Annotated in this window: 2 tRNA genes and 2 rRNA genes (1 of these 4 running past the window's edge); all 4 read left to right on the top strand. The window is 45.6% G+C overall.

Features of this window, described 5'->3' with window-relative positions:
• Positions 1–146 precede the first annotated feature (146 nt).
• Positions 147–1668: ribosomal RNA gene (locus tag ABVM53_RS01410) — 16S ribosomal RNA — on the top strand.
• Positions 1669–1822: 154 nt separating this feature from the next.
• Positions 1823–1896 (top strand) — tRNA-Ile (locus ABVM53_RS01405).
• Positions 1897–2038: 142 nt separating this feature from the next.
• Positions 2039–2115, top strand: a tRNA-Ala gene (locus ABVM53_RS01400).
• A gap of 240 nt (positions 2116–2355) precedes the next feature.
• Positions 2356–2500, top strand: a 23S ribosomal RNA gene (locus tag ABVM53_RS01395); it runs 2686 nt beyond the window's last position.
• The 16S and 23S rRNA genes sit together here with 2 tRNA genes alongside, the layout of an rRNA operon.

Below are 2500 nucleotides of genomic sequence, written 5' to 3'. Positions count from 1 at the left end.
AAGTTCCTTGACATATTGAATTGACAACGCGTATTATTTAGAGATAGATAATATTTGAATTAAAGACTAGAATAACCATTTTGAGCACCTACTTTTAGGAGTAGGTAATTAAATTTCCTTATATCGTGGATATTATAAAAAACACTACGATGAAGAGTTTGATCCTGGCTCAGGATGAACGCTAGCGGCAGGCCTAACACATGCAAGTCGAACGGTAACAGTTCCTTCGGGAAGCTGACGAGTGGCGCACGGGTGCGTAACGCGTATGCAATCTGCCTTGTACTGGAGTATAGCCCAGGGAAACTTGGATTAATCCTCCATAGTCTATATGATTGGCATCATTTATATAGTAAAGGTTACGGTACAAGATGAGCATGCGTCCTATTAGCTAGTAGGTGTGGTAACGGCACACCTAGGCTTCGATAGGTAGGGGTCCTGAGAGGGAGATCCCCCACACTGGTACTGAGACACGGACCAGACTCCTACGGGAGGCAGCAGTGAGGAATATTGGACAATGGGCGAAAGCCTGATCCAGCCATGCCGCGTGCAGGAAGACGGCCCTATGGGTTGTAAACTGCTTTTATACGGGAAGAATAAGGCCTACGTGTAGGCTGATGACGGTACCGTAAGAATAAGCACCGGCTAACTCCGTGCCAGCAGCCGCGGTAATACGGAGGGTGCAAGCGTTATCCGGAATCATTGGGTTTAAAGGGTCCGTAGGTGGACTAATAAGTCAGTGGTGAAAGTCTGCAGCTCAACTGTAGAATTGCCATTGATACTGTTAGTCTTGAATTGTTATGAAGTAGCTAGAATATGTAGTGTAGCGGTGAAATGCATAGATATTACATAGAATACCAATTGCGAAGGCAGGCTACTAATAATTGATTGACACTGATGGACGAAAGCGTGGGGAGCGAACAGGATTAGATACCCTGGTAGTCCACGCCGTAAACGATGGTTACTAGCTGTCCGGCTCGATTGAGAGCTGGGTGGCCAAGCGAAAGTGATAAGTAACCCACCTGGGGAGTACGTTCGCAAGAATGAAACTCAAAGGAATTGACGGGGGCCCGCACAAGCGGTGGAGCATGTGGTTTAATTCGATGATACGCGAGGAACCTTACCAGGGCTTAAATGTAGTCTGACAGATTTGGAAACAGATTTTTCTTCGGACAGATTACAAGGTGCTGCATGGTTGTCGTCAGCTCGTGCCGTGAGGTGTCAGGTTAAGTCCTATAACGAGCGCAACCCCTGTTGTTAGTTGCCATCGAGTAATGTCGGGAACTCTAACAAGACTGCCAGTGCAAACTGTGAGGAAGGTGGGGATGACGTCAAATCATCACGGCCCTTACGTCCTGGGCCACACACGTGCTACAATGGTAGGTACAGAGAGCAGCCACGTCGCAAGGCGGAGCGAATCTATAAAACCTATCACAGTTCGGATCGGGGTCTGCAACTCGACCCCGTGAAGCTGGAATCGCTAGTAATCGCATATCAGCCATGATGCGGTGAATACGTTCCCGGGCCTTGTACACACCGCCCGTCAAGCCATGGAAGCTGGGGGTACCTGAAGTCCGTCACCGCAAGGAGCGGCCTAGGGTAAAACCGGTAACTGGGGCTAAGTCGTAACAAGGTAGCCGTACCGGAAGGTGCGGCTGGAACACCTCCTTTCTAGAGCTTCTCTACCCAATGGGTAGAAAAGACGCGACTATAAGGAAAGAAAAGTTCGAATACTTATTTTAGTTTTTAATGTTGTTGATTCAAGATATTTTTCGATTGATGGCTCACTTTAATTAGTGAGTCATTCGATTGATAAATAAAGGACAGTCTCATAGCTCAGCTGGTTAGAGCGCTACACTGATAATGTAGAGGTCGGCAGTTCGAGTCTGCCTGAGACTACTGTGTGCTAAGGCACATACTATGTTTTAGGTTAAAGCTTGAGACATTTAGTTCATAAAAAAGATATTGAAGGAAATTTTAGAGGTTGAGTAGCCGTTATAAGTACTGTTAACTAATAACTGTTAACTAGCTTTTAAATAATGGGGGATTAGCTCAGCTGGCTAGAGCGCCTGCCTTGCACGCAGGAGGTCATCGGTTCGACTCCGATATTCTCCACCAGGCAATGCCTGAAGATATGAGATATTATCTTCAGAGCTTGCGGTGAGTAGCATAGATGATTTAATTGTCTATCGCGACTCGCGATCGTTCATTGACATATTGGGAAATAATAAGAATACGAGAGAAACAAATTTTTAGTTAGCTAGTAATAGTTAATTATATATTATAGATAGAACTCATTAGAATAAAGAATAGAAAGGCTTGGTAGCAATACCTAGTCCTTATAAGAGCAAGAAGTACAATAAGCTAAATAAGGGCGTATGGGGAATGCCTAGGCTCTCAGAGGCGATGAAGGACGTGATAAGCTGCGAAAAGCTGCGGGGATTGGCACATACAAATTGATCCGCAGATATCCGAATGGGGCAACCCACTATACTGAAGGTAT

Origin of the sequence: Leeuwenhoekiella sp. LLG6367-2.1 (genome assembly GCF_045055775.1) — a bacterium.
Taxonomy (GTDB): Bacteria; Bacteroidota; Bacteroidia; order Flavobacteriales; family Flavobacteriaceae; genus Leeuwenhoekiella; species Leeuwenhoekiella aequorea.
Note: the sequence above shows the minus strand (reverse complement) of the source record. Positions and strands in the feature narration are given on the sequence as shown.